The 18594-nt window shown below is 62.1% G+C and carries 12 protein-coding genes; 4 read left to right on the plus strand and 8 right to left on the minus strand.

Annotation, left to right across the window (positions count from 1 at the left end; genetic code table 11):
- Window positions 1-65 precede the first annotated feature (65 nt).
- Window positions 66-896: a porin family protein gene (locus B9Y97_RS07065; protein ID WP_176224320.1), complete on the minus strand. Its 831-nt coding sequence runs from the start codon at window positions 894-896 to the stop codon at window positions 66-68.
- Window positions 897-1185: 289 nt separating this feature from the next.
- Here B9Y97_RS07065 and B9Y97_RS07070 point away from each other — a divergent pair, with 289 nt between their 5' ends.
- The 3 genes from B9Y97_RS07070 to holA all read left to right on the plus strand — a co-directional run bounded on the left by B9Y97_RS07070 (window position 1186) and on the right by holA (window position 5350).
- Entirely contained in the window at window positions 1186-1689 is a 504-nt protein-coding gene (locus tag B9Y97_RS07070) for a DUF3576 domain-containing protein (RefSeq protein ID WP_085528149.1), read from the plus strand.
- 87 nt (window positions 1690-1776) lie between these two features.
- Window positions 1777-4323, plus strand: a complete 2547-nt coding sequence (gene leuS, locus B9Y97_RS07075; protein ID WP_085526083.1) for a leucine--tRNA ligase — start codon at window positions 1777-1779, stop codon at window positions 4321-4323.
- Window positions 4324-4327: 4 nt separating this feature from the next.
- On the plus strand, window positions 4328-5350 hold the full coding sequence (gene holA / locus B9Y97_RS07080; protein ID WP_085526084.1) for a DNA polymerase III subunit delta: 1023 nt from the start codon (window positions 4328-4330) through the stop codon (window positions 5348-5350).
- A 71-nt stretch (window positions 5351-5421) separates the two neighbouring features.
- On the opposite strand, the gene B9Y97_RS07085 is transcribed toward holA, so the two are convergent.
- Window positions 5422-8748, minus strand: coding sequence for a calcium-binding protein (locus B9Y97_RS07085; RefSeq protein ID WP_085526085.1), 3327 nt, complete (start codon window positions 8746-8748; stop codon window positions 5422-5424).
- A 272-nt stretch (window positions 8749-9020) separates the two neighbouring features.
- Between B9Y97_RS07085 and B9Y97_RS18340 the strand changes: the two genes are divergently transcribed.
- Window positions 9021-9143, plus strand: coding sequence for a hypothetical protein (locus tag B9Y97_RS18340; protein WP_254900872.1), 123 nt, complete (start codon window positions 9021-9023; stop codon window positions 9141-9143).
- A gap of 54 nt (window positions 9144-9197) precedes the next feature.
- On the opposite strand, the gene B9Y97_RS07090 is transcribed toward B9Y97_RS18340, so the two are convergent.
- The 6 genes from B9Y97_RS07090 to dnaK form a co-directional block, all read right to left on the minus strand.
- On the minus strand, window positions 9198-10856 hold the full coding sequence (locus tag B9Y97_RS07090; protein WP_085526086.1) for an ABC transporter ATP-binding protein: 1659 nt from the start codon (window positions 10854-10856) through the stop codon (window positions 9198-9200).
- A gap of 1 nt (window position 10857) precedes the next feature.
- Window positions 10858-12096 carry an ABC transporter permease gene (locus tag B9Y97_RS07095; RefSeq protein WP_139828249.1) on the minus strand — a complete coding sequence of 413 codons (1239 nt, stop codon included), beginning with the start codon at window positions 12094-12096 and terminating at the stop codon, window positions 10858-10860.
- Between the two features lie 10 nt (window positions 12097-12106).
- Window positions 12107-13063 (minus strand): ABC transporter permease, encoded by a 957-nt coding sequence (locus B9Y97_RS07100; protein WP_085526087.1) that lies wholly within the window; start codon window positions 13061-13063, stop codon window positions 12107-12109.
- Between the two features lie 146 nt (window positions 13064-13209).
- Window positions 13210-14817, minus strand: coding sequence for an ABC transporter substrate-binding protein (locus tag B9Y97_RS07105; RefSeq protein WP_085526088.1), 1608 nt, complete (start codon window positions 14815-14817; stop codon window positions 13210-13212).
- A 499-nt stretch (window positions 14818-15316) separates the two neighbouring features.
- A complete protein-coding gene (gene dnaJ, locus B9Y97_RS07110; protein ID WP_085526089.1) occupies window positions 15317-16468 on the minus strand; it encodes a molecular chaperone DnaJ in 1152 nt (383 codons plus the stop codon).
- Window positions 16469-16541: 73 nt separating this feature from the next.
- A complete protein-coding gene (gene dnaK / locus B9Y97_RS07115) occupies window positions 16542-18455 on the minus strand; it encodes a molecular chaperone DnaK (protein ID WP_085526090.1) in 1914 nt (637 codons plus the stop codon).
- Window positions 18456-18594 lie beyond the last annotated feature (139 nt).

An 18594-nucleotide genomic window follows, 5' to 3' on the forward strand; every position in this document is an offset into this window, starting at 1 on the left:
GCCGAGCGAAAAAGAAAAGAGCGGGCCGAAGCCCGCTCTTCCCCGATTTCAAATCCCGTGTGGGATCAGAAGGCCATCGACACGCCCGCTTTCACGAGGGTGTTGGCGGTGTCTGCGTCACGGATGACAGCAGCGTCGACCGACATGCCGCCGCCGAGATCGTAGGAACCGTTCAGGCCCCAGTCGATCCGGTCATCCGTGCCGTCGTCTTCGGCGAAGGCACCGATGGTGTAGGCACCGGTGGCGTAGGAGGCCGAAGCTTTCCAGTCCCAATCGGCAGTGATGTTGTCGTAGTCGACATCAACCGCGCCGGTGAAGCCCGACATCGTGGCGGAGCCACCGAGGCCAACATTCCAGTCAGCAGCCGAGTTGTCGTAGTTCCACTCACCGTAGACAGCGTAATCACCGAACGAGTAGGTGCCCTTCACGCCGAGGTCGCCGTTGGTGACGCCGGGCGAGAGGGTGTAGTAGGCCGACATGCCGAAGTCACCCCAGGTGTTGGAGTAGGTCGCGACCACGTCGTAGGTGCCGCCGGCACCGTTGGCGTCGAAGACGGCGGCGAGTTTGCCCCAGTCGCCCGACAGGTAGACCGAAGTTTCGGAAACCGACATGGTGTTGGTTGCCGAGGTACCGAACGCGGCGTCGGTGTGGTCGTCTTCCCAGGTCACGCCGGGGGCGCCAACGGTGATGGTTGCGCCGAACTCGAGACCCATGTCGGTGGTGCTCATCATGCCCACGGTGAAGGACGAGTCGAGTTCCGGAGCGAAGGTGGCGCCGGTCGTCTCGTAGCCAACGCCGAAGTAGGCCGAGCCCGAGAAGGTGAAGTTTGCGTTGTCAGCAGCGGCGAAACCGGCGGTACCCACCAGGATCGTCGAAGCAAGGAGAATCTTTTTCATTTCGTTTCCCTCGTTTTCTCTAAAGGTGCACCTCAATCCAGGGGAATCCGAATTGAGTATGCTGTTTCCTCGCTCTTTCCCCGGGTCTTTGCAAGCGATCCAGATCGCCCCCGCATATTGTGCCCCTGCATGGTGCATCTGTGCCACAGTTGGCCCGAGGGGCCGCGAGACGGGCCCTATATAGAGTGTGGCGCGCACCCCACCCCAAGCCCTGTATCCGGGAAAACGCTTGCCGCAGCTTTTTGCCTTGGTTACTTAGGGGCAGAACTTGGATCAGCGGGGCTTTTTCATGCGCATCGGGCAGACCACGACCAAGGTGCTCATCGTCACGGGGCTTTTTGCCCTTTCGGGTTGCGGTGACGGTGGCTTTGGCAACCTTTTCGGCGGCGGGCAGGAAACCACCGCCGCCGCTTACGAACGCCCCGCCCGCGAGCGCGCCCAGCCGGAACGCGAAACGATCTGGGACCTGTTCACCGACCGCGACGACCCGAATACCACGGTCGAGGTCAACAAGTATCTCTGGAACGCCGCGCTCGACGTGCTGAACTTCCTGCCGCTTCAGGCCGCCGATCCGTTCACCGGCGTGATGGTGTTCGGCTATGGCACCCCGCCAGGCGGCGGGCGGGCCTACAAGGCCACCGTCTATGTGCGCGACCCGGCGCTCGATGCGCGCTCGATCGAGGTGGCCTTGCAATCGCGCGGCGGCCCGGTTTCGACGGAAGCCGCGCACCAGGTGGAAGACGCGATCCTCGCCCGCGCTCGCCAGTTGCGCATCCAGGACCGCAACCTTTAGCGCGCGGCACTGGACCGCGCCGATTCGGCAGACTACACAAGCGCCGGGCCAACGCCCGGCGTTTTCATTTCTCGGAGAACCATCGCAATGTCACGCTACGACGCGCGCAATATCGAGCCGAAATGGCAGAAGGCCTGGCAAGAGGCAGGCACCTTCGAGGCGAAGCGCGATCCGTCGAGGCCAAAATATTACGTGCTGGAGATGTTCCCCTACCCCTCTGGCCGGATTCACATCGGCCATGTGCGCAACTACACGATGGGCGACGTGGTCGCGCGCTACAAGCTGGCCACCGGGCATAACGTGCTGCACCCGATGGGATTTGACGCTTTCGGCATGCCCGCCGAGAACGCCGCGATGGCCTCGGGCGGCCACCCGAAAACCTGGACCTATGACAACATCGACACGATGGTGGAACAGATGAAGCCGCTCGGCTTCGGGCTCGACTGGAGCCGCATGTTTGCCACCTGCGATCCGGAGTATTACGGCCAGCAGCAGGCGATGTTCATCGACTTCATGGAAAAGGGCCTCGTCTACCGCAAGAGCGCGGTGGTGAACTGGGACCCGGTGGACATGACCGTGCTCGCCAACGAGCAGGTGATCGACGGCAAGGGCTGGCGCTCGGGCGCCGAGGTGGAACGGCGCGAACTGACGCAGTGGTTCTTCAAGATCTCCGATTTCTCCGAGGAATTGCTGGAGGCGCTCGACGGGCTGGAGCACTGGCCCGAGAAGGTGCGGCTGATGCAAGCCAACTGGATCGGCAAATCGCGGGGCCTGCGCTTTGCCTTTCCGCCGGTGGGCGAAGGCGAGGCCATCGAGGTGTTTACCACCCGGCCCGACACGCTGATGGGGGCCTCGTTCGTCGGCATTTCGCCCGATCACCCGATTGCGAAGAAGCTGGAAGCGGAAAACCCCGAGATCGCGGGTTTCGTGGCGCAATGCCGCAAGGGCGGCACCACGGCGGAAGCCATCGAGACGGCGGAAAAGCTGGGGATGGACACAGGGCTGCGCGTGACGCATCCGCTTGATCCCGATTGGGAACTGCCGGTCTGGATCGCCAACTTCATCTTGATGGACTACGGCACCGGCGCGATCTTCGCCTGCCCCGCGCATGACCAGCGCGACCTTGATTTTGCCCGGAAATATGAACTGCCGGTGATCGACACCTTCTATGCCCTCGATGATCCCAAGCCGGTGGTGCGCGAGGCCTTCGTGCCGCCGAAGAGCGAAAAGGTGAAGTGGATCAACCACTTCGCGGGGCTCGACGAGGCCACTGGCGAGGAAGCCATCGAGGCCACGATCCGCTTCGCCGAGGAAAAAGGCTGGGGCACGGGCGTGACCCAATACCGCCTGCGCGACTGGGGCCTTTCGCGCCAGCGCTATTGGGGCTGCCCGATCCCGGTGGTGCATTGCGACGCCTGCGGCGTGGTGCCGGAGAAGAAAGAGAACCTGCCGGTGAAGCTGCCCGACGACGTGAGCTTCGACGTGCCCGGCAACCCGCTCGACCGGCACCCGACATGGCGCGATTGCACCTGCCCGAAATGCGGCGCACCGGCGAAGCGAGAGACCGACACGATGGATACCTTCGTCGATTCGTCGTGGTATTATGCCCGCTTCACCAACCCGCATGCGGATACACCCACAGTGGCCGAGGACGTGGATTACTGGATGAACGTCGATCAATACATCGGCGGCATCGAGCACGCGATCCTGCACCTGCTCTATTCACGCTTCTTCGCCCGCGCGATGCACATCTGCGGTCACCTGCCGGAGAAATCCAAAGAGCCGTTCAACGCGCTGTTCACCCAAGGCATGGTCACCCACGCGATCTACATGACCCGCGACGAGAAAGGCCGCCCGGTCTATCACTACCCCGAGGCGGTGGACCTGCGCGACGGCAAGGCGTTCCTCAAGGAGAGCGGTGCCGAGGTGGAGGTGATACCCTCCGCCAAGATGTCGAAATCCAAGAACAACGTGGTCGATCCGGTCGACATCGTGGAAACCTACGGCGCCGATACCGCCCGCTGGTTCGTGATGTCGGACAGCCCGCCGGAACGTGACGTGGAATGGACGGCGGCGGGTGCCGAGGCGGCGGCGAAGCACCTCGCACGAGTCTGGCGGCTGGCCGACGAGATTGCCGGGGCGAGCGGGCCGGGAGAGGGTGACGACGACCTTTTGCGCGAGACGCACAAGACGATCGACGCGGTGACCAAGGGGATCGACGGTTTCCTGTTCAATACATCGATCGCCAAGCTCTACGCCTTCACCAACACCGTGCAGAAATCCAACGCGGGGGCCGAGGCCAAGCGCGCGGCGATGAGGGTCATGGCGCAGCTCATGGCGCCGATGACGCCACACCTCGCCGAAGAAGTCTGGGCGCATCTGGGCGGCGAGGGGCTGGTGGCAAACGCGCCCTGGCCGGTTGCCGATCCGGCGCTTCTGGTGTCCGACAGCCTGACCCTGCCGATCCAGGTCAACGGCAAGCGGCGCGACGAAATCACCGTGCCGAAAGACATGGCCAAGGACGAGATCGAGGCGCTGGCGCTGGCGACCGATGGCGTGCAGCGCGCGCTTGATGGCGCGGTGCCGAAAAAGGTGATCGTGGTGCCCGGCCGGATCGTCAACGTGGTGGCCTGAGCCGATGAAACTCGCCCCCCGCGATGCCCCCCGCTTTTTTTCGAAGCCGGACCCGGGCCTTTCGGGAGTGCTGATCTACGGTGCCGACGCAATGCGGGTGGCGCTGAAGCGGCAGGAACTGATCGCCAATCTCGTCGGCCCGAACGGCGACGAGGAAATGCGGCTGGCGCGCATTCCGGCCAGCGAGCTGCGAAAGGACCCGGCCCAGCTTTCCGACGCGATCAAGGCACAAGGCTTCTTTCCCGGCCCGCGCGTGGCTTTCGTGGAAGAGGCCACCGACACGCTCGCCAAGACGATCACCGCTGCGCTCGACGACTGGGCAGCAGGGGATGCCACGGTGGTGGTGACCGCCGCAAGCCTGACCCCGCGCTCGGCCTTGCGGAAGTTTTTCGAGGCCCACAAGAACGCCTATGCCGTGGCGATCTACGACGATCCGCCCAGCCAGGCCGAGATCGAGGCGGAGTTGCGCACGGCCGGGCTCGCCATCGTCAGTCCCGAGGCGATGACCGACCTCAAGGGGCTCGCGGGTGCGCTCGATCCGGGCGATTTTCGCCAGACCATCGAAAAGCTCTCCCTCTACAAGCTGAACGATCCAACGCCACTTTCGCCCGCCGATGTGCTTGCCTGCGCGCCCTCATCCACCGAGGCGGAAATGGACGACGTGTTGCACGCGACCGCCGAGGCCCGACCGGAAGCACTTGGTCCTCTCCTGGGTCGGCTGGAAGCGCAGGGCGTCCAGCCGGTGGGGCTTTGCATCAACGCCACCCGGCATTTCCGCACCCTTCACCTGGCGGCGTCCGACCCCGAGGGCCCCGCAAAAGGCATCGCCCGCGCCCGCCCGCCGGTTCACTTCAAATCGCGCGACCGGATGATCCGGCAGGCGCAGTCCTGGGGCGTGCACAAGCTGGAGAAGGCGCTCGAATTGCTGATCGACACCGATCTGCAACTGCGTTCCGCCTCACGCGCACCGCAGACCGCGCTGATGGAGCGGGCGTTGATCCGTCTGGCCCACATGGTCCGACGCTGAGGACCGACGGGGCGCAAGCTCGCAAACCGGCGCGCAAGCTCGCAAACCGGCGCGCAAGCTCGCAACCTCATTCATATGAACTCGATCGAAGCAAACTCGAAGATGCCTGGTTGCAGGTCGAGCAAGGCGACCGACGCAACACCCCACGTGACCACCAGATCATCCCCGTGTTGTTCCAAGCCAACGGTGCCTTCATCGACGCCCTCCAGGCGCAGGTGATCTTCCAGGGGGTCGAAATCTCCGATCGCATCGGCCCCGCTCGACATATTGAACACGAACACATCCTCACCCTTGCCGCCAAACAGCAGATCGTCGCCCAGCATCCCGACGATCAGATCATCGCCTTTTTGCCCATAGACCGTGTCGTTGCCATCGCCACCGATCAGGGTGTCGTTCCCCGTGCCTCCCGCCATCTGGTTTTGGCCGGTGTCGCCATAAACCAGATCGTCGTCTTCACCGCCGTTGAGCGTGTCGTTCCCGCCGCCGCCGTAGAGGGTGTCGTTCCCACCCTTGCCTTTCAGCTTGTCATTGCCCGCACCGCCAAACATCTGGTCGTCGCCCACTTCACCGAACAGAAGGTCATTGCCCTCGTCGCCGTGGATCGTGTCGTTGCCCTCGCCGCCAAACAGCCGGTCGTCGCCCGTGCCGCCGTGAAAAAGATCATGCCCATCATCGCCATAAAGCGCATCGTGCCCCGCGCCGCCATCCAGGGCATCGTCTCCGTCGCCACCGGAGAGGTAGTCGTCTCCCGGGCCGCCATGGATTTCGTCGTTGCCCGCGGCACCGATCAGCCGGTCGTTGCCATCCTCGCCATATAACGTGTCGTCGCCATCTTCGCCCTTCATCTTGTCGTTGCCGCCAGCCCCCGAGAGGTGATCGTTACCTGCGCCGCCCAACAGCCGGTCCTTTTCCTCACCGCCCACTAAGGTGTCGTTGCCGGCATCTCCGAAAAGCCAGGTGGAGCCTGCCTCGGCAAACAACTGGTCATCTCCCTCGCCGCCGAAGAGCCAGTCATTCCCCGGTCCTCCGTACAGCACATCATGGCCATCTTCACCGTAGAGCCTGTCGACCCCTTCTTCGCCATACAGGGTATCGTTACCTGTGCTTGCGTAGAGCTTGTCGTCACCGAGGCCCCCGTAGAGAACGTCCTCGCCCGCGTCACCGTAGAGCATATCGGGATCGTCGCCACCGAAGAGCCAGTCGTTGCCGGGACCGCCTGACAGGGTGTCGACCCCGGCATCGCCAAACAGGATGTCATCGCCTTCGCCGCCATTGAGCTGGTCGTTGCCAACCTCGCCGGAAAGGTAATCGTTGCCATCATTACCCTTCAGAACATCATTGTGACCACCACCATAGAGCCTGTCGTTGCCGTCGCCGCCGGAAAGAACATCCTTGCCACCTTCACCCCACAGGGTGTCATTGCCGGCACCACCGATCAGCCAGTCGTTGGCATCGCCACCGTGAAGCAGGTCATTTCCGTTTTGGCCTTTGAGGGTATCTTTTCCGGCTCCGCCCCAGATCGTATCATCCCCGCCGACGCCGCTGATATCGTCATCGCCGTCGTCGCCATGCAGTTCATCGTTGCCTGCGTCCCCAAGGATCACATCAACGCCGAGCCCGCCGAAGATGGTGTCGTTGCCATCACCCCCTGACAGCAGATCATCCCCCGGCCCGCCGAGAATCTCGTCCATTCCCGCCGCCGTCGTGATCGTGTCGTTGCCATCGCCACCGTCGACGAGCACGCCGGGCTCTCCCGCCTGTCCAAACTCGGTGACGAACCAATCGTGCCCTTCCATGAGGATGACGCTTTGCGTGTGTTCGGTTCCCACCAATACGTCATCACCCGGACCGCCATGGAGCACGGTGACATCCCCGGCGAATGCCGGCACGCTGCCCGAAAGGTCGAGCGGACGGTTGATCGCGAAGATCACGCTCGCCTGAACGGCGGAGGCGCTCAAAGGGCCACTCAGGCCGCGCAGGATCAGTGTCTCATCGCGGTAGCTGACCACGGCACCGTCAATCGTTGTCTGGATTTCCAGCTCACCCGGATCGTAGATCAGTGGCCAGGAGTTCAGATCGAGGCGATCGAGCGCGGGGTCGAAATCCGTGATTTCGTCAACTTCGCCGTCGTAGCGAAGCACGAAGATGTCGCGCCCCGCCCCTCCGGTCATAATATCGGAGCCGGCACCGTCGACGATGGTATCGTCTCCGGCACCGCCTTCGATCCGGTCATCCCCCGACTCACCGACGAGCACATCGTCTCCGCTTGTGCCGAGCAGAGCGCCACCGTCCGCACTGGCAACCTGCTGTTCTCCGATGCCGGAAAGGTCAATCTCCAGATCGGTGAGCATGCCCTCGGATTGCGTTCCGGCGATAATGCGCAAGGTTGAACCAATCTGCGTTGCGGCGATGGCCGATATATTGGTGAGGGCGGTGTCATGGCTGTCCGCGATAGAGTCCAGGTGCTGCAACTGCCCGCCGGGCAGAAGCAGGAACGACGACAAGCCATCGTCGCCCCCGCCCGCGATCAGAAATGTCATGCCGCCCGCTTCGGCCACCGCGATATCCTGGACCCCGCCGAAGCGGGTATCTCGCGTGTCGAGCACGTGGTCAGTCGCTGTCAGCCCGCCATCGCCATCGATATGAAAGACGCTGAGCGCGCCGTTGTCATCCATCGCGGTGGCAACGATCAGGTATGCCTGGCCACCGATCACGGCGGTGTCCATGGCCGTGGGCCGCATCAGGCCCAAGCCGTGCTCGGGACCGCTGCTATCAGTAGCCGTCAAGCCGGTGTCGGTATGCTCAAAGACAGTCAGCCCATTCTCGCTGTGCGACGCTGCGATGATGAACCGGGTCCCGTTCACGTTCACATCGGAAAATACCGCAATTTCATAGACATAAGTCGACGCCGTATCGTGAACGATGCTGGTCGTCTGCAGCGTGCCGCCATCCACACCATAGGCGCGGAAGCCGTCCTCCATCCCGGCGATCAGAACCTCGCCATCACCGGTGACATGCAGCGCCTCGGGCCGGATCGTGGAATTGTCGAGGCCCGAGTATTGTGCAATGGCCCCGATGCCGCCTGACGCGGAGATGTCGTAGGCACCGAGCGCGGTGCTCGAAGTCATCCCGATCAGCAGTTGCGCATTACCATTCGGCTGCTCGATCAGGGCGATATTGTCAGAAACGCCGATCGACCAGGACGGGTTGAAGAATGCGTAGTCGACAACCGAAGCCGCGCCCGCGCCGCCCAAGGCATAGCTTGCCAGGCCACCGTTGGAACCAGATGTGGAAAAAAACGCAACTTCCTCACCATCTTGAAAGATGAAAAGGTCTGAAATCGAAAAATCCAGAGCGGAATAGCCGCTCTGAACCAATCCCCTTACAGAAAACTGCATGCCCCGAACCCCCAGGATCGCACCCGGGACAGGCTGCAGGGAGGCACCGGCGCGCGCTGGTACCGGATTGTGACAAGACCACGGAGTTTTCGCTCATTTCCGAAGGAAACCGTAGGCCGAGGTTAACCGTGTTCGGTCTTTTTTCCTGCGCCCAGGTAACAAAAGCGAGATTTCGCAAACCCCGGTCCGAATTCTATTGATGGGCAAGATCGAATCAGATAACGGCGGCCCGAATTCACTTCGGTCCGGCGCACGGCGCCTTGGAGGCTCACATGCTCACACGCGACGATCTGATCCGCGAACGCAGGATTCGTGGTGGCAACCTGCCGGGCCTTCTTCTTGTCTACTCGATATTGGTGGGCACCATGGCAGGAACTGCGCTGGCCATCCTCTGAACGGGTCAGCGCATCGGGCCGGTTGCGCAATCGGCGCGCCCGGCCTCGAGTCCGCTATACTTTCGCACTATCCCCGATATTGTCCACGCCGCGCTCTTCAAGGAGCGTGGTAAGCCAATTCGGGTCCATCTCCGGCACCGACGAGAGCAATAGGTCGGTGTAGGGGTGGTGCGGGGGCGTGAACATCACGTCCTTCGGCCCCTGTTCCACAACCTTGCCGTTCTGCATCACCACCACTTCGTCGGCAATCGAACGCACGGTTGCGAGATCGTGGGTGATGAACATGTAAGCCAGCCCGAGTTCCTTCTGGAGCCGGTCGAGCAACCGCAGGATGCCCTCGGCCACGAGCTGGTCGAGCGCGCTGGTCACCTCGTCGCAGATGATGAAATCCGGCTCGGCGGCAAGCGCCCGGGCAATGCCGATCCGCTGTTTCTGCCCGCCTGAAAGCTCTGGCGGATAGCGGTTGTAGTATTGCGCGGGTTCCAGCTCGATCAGGTCGAGCAATTCGTCCACCCGCTGCTTCAGCGCCGAGCCCTTCAGCCCGGAATAGAACCGTGCCGGGCGACCGATGATCTCGAAGATCTGCACCTTCGGGTTCAACGCCGTATCCGCCATCTGGTAGATCATCTGCGCCTGGCGAAGCTGGTCGCGGGTGCGGTCCTGATACCGCGGGGGCAGGGTTTCGCCCTTGAATTGCACCTCGCCTTTCATGGGCGGCAGAAGCCCGGTGATACAGCGCGCCGTCGTCGATTTTCCCGAGCCGGATTCGCCGACAACGGCCACGGTCATCCCCGGGTAGATGTCGAACGACACGTCTTCGAGAACCTTTTCCCCGCCGGTATAGGCGGCGTCGATACCCTTGACCGAAATCACCGGCAGGGTGCCGTCGGTGGGGCGCGATTTCTGATCACGTTTGAAGCTGCGCACCGCCCAGAGGCTCTTGGTGTAATCCTCCTTGGGATTCTCAAGCATCTCGACGGTCGAGGCCTGCTCAACCTCTTCGCCCTTGAGCAACACCTTGATCGTATCCGCCATCTGCGCCACCACGGCGAGATCGTGGGTGATGTAGATCGCGGCGGTGTTGAACTGGTCGACGATGTCGCGGATCGCGGCGAGCACCTCGATCTGCGTGGTGACGTCGAGCGCCGTGGTCGGCTCGTCAAAGATGATGAGATCGGGCCGGCATGACATCGCCATCGCCGTCATTGCACGCTGAAGCTGGCCGCCCGAAACCTGGTGCGGGTAGCGAAAACCGATCTCCTGCGGATTCGGCAGGCGCAACCGCTCGTACAGCTCCATTGCGTCTTCCTGCGCCGCGAGCCGCTTGTGTATGCGGTATTGCACCGGCGCCTCGGTGTGCTGGTCGATGATCTTGTGCGCCGGGTTGAAGGAAGCCGCAGCGGATTGTGCCACGTAGGCGATCCGCGAGCCGCGCAACGCGCGCTTCTCCGATTCCGTCGCCGTTGTCAGCTCCATCCCGTCGAACTCAATCCTTCCGCCGGAGATCCGGGTCCCGTCACGGGCGTAGCCCATCGCGGCGGCCCCGATCGTGGATTTTCCCGCCCCCGATTCACCGATCAAACCAAGAACTTCGCCACGATGGAGCGTGAGGTCGACCCCCTTGATGATGTCGATCCATTGCTCATCGGAATAGCCCTGAATCTGAAGATCCTCGATTTTGAGCAGGACGTCCTTGTTCGAAAACTTTCCCATCTTATTGCTCCTTCAGACCGGAAGACCGGAACAGCATCCAGTCGACCACGAAGTTCACCGACACCGTGAGCAGCGCAATGGCTGCCGCAGGGATCAGCGGTGTGATGTCACCAAACGAGATCAGCGTCGCATTTTCGCGCACCATCGAGCCCCAGTCTGCCGTCGGAGGTTGAATGCCCAGACCAAGGAAGCTGAGGCCGGCGATCAGCAGGAACACGAAGACGAATTCCAGCCCGAACTCGGCGACGAGAGGTGCGGTCGAGTTCGGCAGGATCTCGCGGCGGATCAGATACCAGTCACGCTCGCCGCGCAGCTTGGCGGCCTCGATGTAGTCCATCACCACGATGTTGCCGGCCACCGCCCGGGTCAGGCGGAAGACGCGCGGCGAGTAGATCACCGCGACAACGACGATAACGATCACTTCGGAGGGATTGAAAATACTGATGCCCGCCAGGGCGAACACCGTCGAGGCGCCGATCGCGATCGCGAGTCCCACCACCCAGCCGATCACCTGGTAGGCGGCGGCGGCTGTGAACAGCAGCCCCACCACACCTGCGAACGTGAACAAGAGCCAGAAACTGGTCGTCGGACCTGCAAGCGTTCCACCGAAAATCGACAGCATGAGGAGCGCGAAGATCAGAGAGGGGATTGACATGATCACGTCAGAGACGCGGCCCATGACTTGATCGAACCAGCCACTCTTGACCGCCGCCAGCAGCCCCGCCATCGCCCCAAGGGTGAAGGCCAGAACGGTGCCGGACAGGGCGATCCCTACGGTATTGCGCGTGCCGTAGATCAAACGGCTGAAAATGTCGCGCCCGAGCTGGTCGGCACCGAGAAGCATATCGCTATCCGCCGGCGCAAAAGCACCGGCAATCACCTCCGCCTCTCCATGCGGAGCAATGAACGGAGCGAAAATGCCCGCAACGGCGAAGGTGAAGACAACAAACATGCCAAACGTCGCCGTGAGAGGCGCGGTCCGCAGTTCCTTGGCGAGATCTGGCTTCGCGATTTGCACAAGGAACTCTTTGAACGCGAAGGAGACAGCAGCGGCCGTCGCAAGTATCGCCACGAAGGTGGCAATGAAGCGAAGAGCCGGCACCCCGCCAACGATGCCGACCACGAAGGAAACCAGGGTCAGCGAGAAGACCACCATGAACCATTTTCGGTAACCCACGTAGGCGAGGACAACCGAGGTGATAAGCAGGACTGCATAGTAGCCAATGACAAAGACGCTCATGTTGCCCCCCTTATTTCGGATGCCGCAGACGCGGGTTGGTAAGAATGGCACCAACATCCGCCGCAAGGTTGAGAAGAATGAAGGTGGCCGCGAAGATCAGGCTACAGGCCTGCACGACCGGGAAATCGCGCTTCGACACCGCATCGACGAGCGCCTGCCCGATCCCGGGATAGACGAACACCACCTCGACAAGCACCACGCCGGTGATCAGGTAGGCCAGGTTCAGTGCGACCACGTTGATGATCGGTGCCCATGCGTTTGGCAACGCGTGTCGCACGATTACCTTCCATGGTGGAACGCCTTTCAAACGCGCCATCTCGATATAGGGAGAGGCGAGCAGGTTGATGATTGCTGCCCGGGTCATCCGCATCATGTGGGCGGTGACCACCAGCACCAGGGTCAAAGCAGGCAGGAAGGTTCGCTGCAGAAGATCTCCGAAACTCATTCCCGTCGACAGGCTCGCAATGGCCGGGAACATGCCAGCCTTCACCGAGAAGAACAGGATCAGCACATAGCCAAGGAAGAACTCGGGGCTCGAGATCGACGAAAGCGTCAGGACGTTTGCGACCCGGTCGAACACGGTGTTGCGAAGGAGCGCCACGATGATCCCGAGAATGATCGCCAAGGGCACGGCAATAACCGCGGCATAGGCGGCAAGGAACAAGGTGTTCACGAAACGTGTTCCGATTGAGTCGATCACCGGTTCACGCGTAACGGCCGAAATGCCGAAATCGCCGCGCACCGCACCTGTGAGCCATTCAAGGTATCGCACCACGGCAGGGCGATCGAGACCGAGCTGATCGCGCAATGCGGCGACGGTGTCGGGCGTTGCGCCCTGGCCAAGGATCTGCTGCGCCACGTCGCCGGGCAACAGTTCTACCGCGAAGAAAATCAGGATCGACACCACAAGCAGTGTCAGCAGGCCGTAACCCAGCCGCTTCAGAACGAGCTGTAACAGGTCGCCCATTTACTTCTCCCCCGTTTTGCACGCCCGTTGCGGGCGGTTATTCTTGCCATCGCGCTCCCGCCTTCCCGGCTTCGAAATGCCGATGATCGGGGGCAAAGGAAAACGGCCCGGCACGATCACGCGCCGGGCCGATGTGTTTCAGCCGATCAGCTGTTGAACCACCAGCGGCTCGCAGCGCGACCGCCGTCGCTCTCCCAGCTCGCCGCAAGGTTTTCCGGTGTCCCGACATTCGCGCGAGCGCCGTAGACGAAGTTGTTGAAGAACGGAATGACCGTGCCACCGTCGTCACGGGCCAGCATCGCCATCTCGCGGTACATCTCCGCACGCAGCGAGTCGTCGAGCTCCGCCTTGGCTTGCAGCAACAGCTCGTTGAACCGGTCGTTCTGCCAGCGGCTCTCGTTCCATGCCGCGTCGTGCTTGTAGGCCAGCGTGTACATCACGTCCGGCGTCGGGCGAGCGCCCCACGACACGAGCGAGAACGGCTTCACCAGCCAGACATCGGAATAGTAACCGTCGTTCGGCTCGCGCACCACGTTGATGGTGATCCCCGCTTCCTTGGCGTGTTCGGCATAGAGAACCGCCATGTCGACGGCCCCGGCACTGACGCTGTCGGCAGTGGAGAGGCTGACCGTAAGGCCCTCGGCTCCAGCTTTCTGCAAGAGCGATCTTGCCTGATCGGGATCATAGTCGCGCTGCGGAATGTCGTCGGGCCAGTAGGGCTGGGCCGGCGAATGGTGGAAGTCGTTGGCCTTGGTGCCGGCACCGAACAGGATCTTCTCGATGATCTCGTCGCGGTTGATCGCGAGCTTGAGCGCGTTGCGCACATCGACGTTGTCGAACGGCGCGGTGTCGCAGAACATCGGCATGGTGATGGCACCGGCCGAGGGAACGTTGAACACCTGAAGGTTCGGATCGCGCTGCATCAGCGCCATCGTCTTCACGTCAACCTGCGAAACGGCATCGACATCGCCCGTCACCAGCGCGGTCTGACGCGCGTTCGGGTCGTTGAGCACGATGATATCGACGTTGTCGAACCATGCGCCTTCACCATGCCAACCGTCGTGGCGGGTCAGCGAGAACTGAACGCCGAATTCGCCCGAATCGATCTTGTAGGGGCCGCAACCGTCGCCGGAGCGCCAGTCGATCGTGCCGTCATCGTTCGCCGGGCAGATCGCGAAGTGATAGTCGGTCATCAGCCATGGCAGGTCGGCGTTGCCGCCGGTTAGCATGAAGGTGACGGTGTGATCGCCATCGGCCACGATATCCACGACGTCCGACAGCAGCGCCTTGGCCGCGGAAGTTGTATCGTCGCCACGGTGGTGATTGAACGACGCCACGACATCGTTCGCCGTCACCGGGCGACCGCTGTGGAAGCTGGCGTTGGGATTGATGTTGAAGGTCCACTCGGAAGCGGTATCGTTGGCTTCCCAACTGTCGGCCAGATCCGGCCCCAGCGATCCATCGCCGTTGATCATCGTCATGTAGGAGCGATGGGTGTGGGCGAGGAAGATCATCGTCCGGGTCACGTAGGTGCCCGGATCGTGGGTGTCGCCCGTGTTGCCATCATGGATGCCCCAGCGGAATGTGCCGCCACGCTGCGGCGCGGCCGCCGCACTTGTCGCCCAAAGGCTGGTCGCGCCTGCCGTGGTGAGGCCCGCGGCAGCGGAATAATTCATGAAGTCCCGGCGCGAGATACGGCCCATGCGGGCACCCTCTGCGATCCGATTGATGAGGTCGTGGTCTTTTCTGGACATGACATCTCCCTGGTTTGTATTGGCACCGACACGTTGGCCTGCACCCTTGATGATCCTCCCCCGGCAGCAAGCAAGGGTAGGTCAAAAACGACATGCCATAATAAAAACACGAAATGGCACTGTGTATCCACCCATAAACAAAGATTTTTTTTCTTGCTTCGCTATCCAGGGATGTCGCTTTTTGAAAACTGTGCGTTCTGCGAAGGACTTTTCACCCGGCAATGGTCCAAAAAACGACACGCCCGAATGTCGCTAGACTACCACAAAATCGAGCGAATCGCATGACTTTGAACGACCCGGCCGGGTGATTCGGTCAGAAGGTCTCAACCGGAAGGCCGCCCGTCGACGGCTTCCAGCGCAAACCCATTATTCTGGTTTGGAATTGTATTTCGCCACGGTCGCGATCCCAGGCGAGGGTTTCGGGGCAATCGCAGGGGCCGTGCATAGCGCCCGGCTCAACGGCAAACCGCCGGGCGGGCTCGGCCCGACCCGATCGCGGTCAGCCCTTCATCCCATCCCAGAAGCTCTTGACCTTGGAGAAGAAATCCGTGCTCTCGGGGTTGTTTTCCTCCGACAGCTTCTCGAATTCCTTGAGCAGTTCCTTCTGCCGCCCGGTAAGGTTGACCGGGGTTTCGACGGCAAGCTCGATATACATGTCGCCATGCCCACCGCCGCGCAGCCCCGGCATACCCTTGCCGCGAAGCCGCATCTGCCGCCCCGCCTGGCTGCCTGCCGGGATCTTCACCCGCGAGCGGCCACCGTCGATCGTGGGCACCTCGATATCGCCGCCCAGCGCGGCAGCCGTCATCGACACCGGCACATGGCAGTGCAGGTGAAGACCTTCGCGCTCGAAGATCGGGTGCTGCGCCACCTCGATGAAGATGTAGAGATCGCCGGCCGGGCCGCCACGCATACCGGCCTCGCCTTCGCCGGCGAGGCGGATTCGGGTTCCGGTCTCGACCCCGGCGGGAATATTCACGCTGAGCGCGCGTTCCTTCTCGATCCGCCCATGACCATGGCAAACCTTGCAGGGGTTCTTGATGATCTGCCCCATACCGTGACAGGTCGGGCAGGTGCGCTCCACGGTGAAGAAGCCTTGCTGGGCGCGGACCTTGCCAAGCCCTGAACAGGTTGGGCAGGTGACGGGTTCGCTGCCGCCTTCGGCACCGGTGCCGTTACAGGCATCGCAGGTGATCGAGGTCGGCACGTTGATGGTTTTCTGAAGCCCGTTATAGGCTTCTTCGAGGGTGATCCGCAGGTTGTAACGCAGATCGGAGCCGCGCGTGGCGCGTTGGCGACCGCCTCCGCGACCACCCCCCATGAAGTCGCCGAACAGGTCGTCGAACACATCCGAAAAGGCGGAGGCAAAATCACCCTGCCCCTGGAAACCACCGCCACCCGGGCGCGCGCCACCGCCCATGCCGTTTTCAAAAGCGGCATGGCCGAAACGGTCGTAAGCGGCCTTCCTGTCGGCGTCTTTCAAGACGTCGTAGGCTTCGTTCACTTCCTTGAACTGGGCCTCGGCATCGGGATTGTCTGAGTTGCGGTCGGGATGCAGCTCGCGTGCCTTGCCGCGATAAGCCTTCTTGATCTCGTCCGCCGACGCGCCTCTGGCAATGCCCAGAACCTCGTAGTAATCGCGCTTTGACATCGGTCAGTCCCCCTTTGGGAACGCAAGCGCCGGTCCGCCGGGACTGGCGGACCGGACGCGAGCTCTTTGGGTCTTACGACCGCTTGTCGTCGTCGAGATCCTCGAAGTCGGCATCGACAATGTCATCGTCCACACCCGAGGGCGAGCCTTCGTCGTCGGAAGCCTCTTCGCCCTGCGACTGTTGCTCGGCCTTGTAGATGGCCTCACCCAGTTTCATGGCAGCGTCGGTGACGTTCTGGACGCCCGACTTGATCTTGCCGGCGTCGTCTTTCTCAAGATCGTCCTTGAGCGCCGCGATGGCGAGTTCGATCGCCTCGATCGTTGTCGGATCGACCTTGTCGGCATGTTCTTCCATCGCCTTCTCGGTCGAGTGAATGAGGCTTTCGGCCTGGTTGCGGGCCTCGACGAGTTCGCGGCGGCTCTTGTCGGCCTCGGCGTTCTCCTCGGCGTCCTTCACCATTTTCTCGATGTCTTCGTCCGACAGGCCACCGGAAGCCTGGATCGTGATCCGGTGCTCCTTGCCGGTGCCCTTGTCCTTGGCCTGAACCGAGACGATGCCGTTGGCGTCGATATCGAAGGTCACCTCGATTTGCGGCATGCCGCGCGGGGCCGGCGGGATGTCTTCAAGGTTGAACTGGCCGAGCATCTTGTTGTCGGCCGCCATCTCGCGCTCACCCTGGAACACCCGGATCGTCACCGCGTTCTGGTTGTCTTCGGCGGTGGAGAACACCTGGCTCTTCTTGGTCGGGATCGTGGTGTTGCGGTCGATCAGCCGGGTGAACACGCCGCCCAGCGTTTCGATGCCGAGCGAAAGCGGGGTCACGTCGAGCAGCACGACGTCTTTCACGTCGCCCTGAAGCACGCCGGCCTGAATCGCGGCACCCAGCGCCACGACCTCGTCCGGGTTGACGCCCTTGTGCGGCTCCTTGCCAAAGAACTTGGTGACTTCCTCGACCACTTTCGGCATCCGGGTCATGCCGCCGACGAGGATCACCTCGTCGATGTCGCCGGTCGACAGGCCCGCATCCTTGAGCGCGGCCTGGCAGGGCTTCATCGAGTTCTTGATCAGGTCGTTCACGAGGCTTTCAAGTTTTGCGCGGGTGAGCTTCATCACCATGTGCAGCGGCTGGCCATCGGATCCCATCGAGATGAACGGCTGGTTGATCTCGGTCTGGCTCGACGACGACAGCTCGATCTTGGCCTTCTCCGCAGCTTCCTTGAGCCGCTGGAGCGCCATCTTGTCTTTCGTCAGGTCGACGTTGTTTTCCTTTTTGAACTCCTCAGCGAGGTAGTTCACGATCCGCATATCGAAGTCTTCACCACCGAGGAAGGTGTCGCCGTTGGTCGATTTCACTTCGAACAGGCCATCGTCGATTTCGAGGATGGTGATATCGAAGGTGCCGCCGCCAAGGTCGTAGACCGCGATCGTCTTGGTCTCTTTCTTGTCGAGACCATAGGCCAGTGCCGCCGCGGTAGGTTCGTTGATGATGCGCAGAACCTCGAGACCGGCGATCTTGCCCGCGTCTTTCGTGGCCTGGCGCTGGGCGTCGTTGAAATAGGCGGGCACGGTGATGACGGCCTGCTCGACCTTTTCACCGAGGTAGCTCTCGGCGGTTTCCTTCATCTTCTGCAGAATGAACGCGGAGATCTGCGAGGGCGAATACTTCTCGCCCGCGGCTTCCACCCAGGCGTCGCCGTTGCTGCCCTTGACGATGCTGTAGGGCACCAGCTTCTTGTCTTTCTCGACGGCCGGATCCCCGTAGCGACGGCCGATCAGGCGCTTGACAGCAAAAACGGTGTTGTCGGGGTTGGTAACGGCCTGACGTTTCGCAGGCTGGCCGACGAGCCGCTCTTCATCCTTGAAGGCCACGACCGACGGCGTCGTGCGCGCGCCTTCCGAGTTTTCGATGACACGCGGTTGCGCGCCGTCCATGATGGCAACACAGGAGTTGGTGGTGCCGAGGTCGATACCGATGACTTTGGCCATGCTCAAAATCCTCTCTTGGCGATGTTGTGGGCGTGGACCTTGGAAAGCATCCTTGCCCGATCCCAGTTTCTTGGCCGGAACGAGCGATCCCTCTCCGGCGTCTGGGCGTATATAAGGAGGGGTATTGGGGGCTGCAAGC

Origin of the sequence: Maritimibacter sp. HL-12 (genome assembly GCF_900177545.1) — a bacterium.
GTDB lineage: Bacteria > Pseudomonadota > Alphaproteobacteria > Rhodobacterales > Rhodobacteraceae > Sinisalibacter.